Source organism: Bacillus sp. SA1-12 (assembly GCF_000981385.1).
In the GTDB taxonomy this organism is placed as follows: Bacteria; Bacillota; Bacilli; order Bacillales; family Bacillaceae; genus Metabacillus.
Genome location: NZ_LATZ01000096.1, coordinates 1 through 718, shown reverse-complemented (window position 1 = coordinate 718; position 718 = coordinate 1). Strand labels below are relative to the sequence as shown.

Genomic DNA, 718 nt, shown 5'->3' with positions numbered 1-718 from the left:
AATAGGAGTTATCAAGGGTTTTGTGTAGAATTGGACTACAGGCGATTCTCCAATATTTCTTTCTTGAGTTTCCCCATTCGTATGCCTTGTTATCAGGAACACCTAAACCTTTTAGTTTTCTAACTCTTGTTTTAGGTGTTTTCCATTGTTTCCATTCAACCATACGAAGTCTTCTTCTTATCCACTCTTCAAATTCTTTGAACTTACTTGGTGTATCAGCTAAAGCGAAGTATCCACACCACCCTGTTAGATATTGGTTTAGTTTTTCAATTCTAACTTCCATAGGACTAGGTTTTGAACGAGATGTGATCTGTCTTATCCTAGACTTTAGTCTTTTGATACTTTCATTCGCTATTCTGACCTTGGGTTTCTTATGGTTTGTAAAACTGAAACCAAGAAACTTCCGTTTCCAAGGGCGGTCTACCGCTGACTTCTCTCTATTAACTTTAAGTTTTAGTTTCTTCTCAATAAAACTTGTAATTGAGGTCATCACTCCTTCACCAGCTTTCTTTGACTTCATGTATATATTACAGTCGTCGGCGTAACGAACGAATTTGTGTCCTCTACTCTCTAACTCTTTATCAAGTCTATCCAAAAGAATGTTTGAAAGAAGAGGACTCAATGGACCTCCTTGTGGTGTACCTTCTTCTGCTTCATTAACCACACCGTTAATCATGATTCCTGATTGGAGATACCTCCGTATAAGTTTCAAGACCAA

Annotated in this window: 1 protein-coding gene; it reads right to left on the bottom strand. The window is 37.6% G+C overall.

The genetic code is table 11. The features are described 5' to 3' along the window. Window positions 1-718 (bottom strand): group II intron maturase-specific domain-containing protein (locus tag WQ54_RS17990; protein WP_046585984.1); only part of this gene is annotated, 718 nt, incomplete at both ends.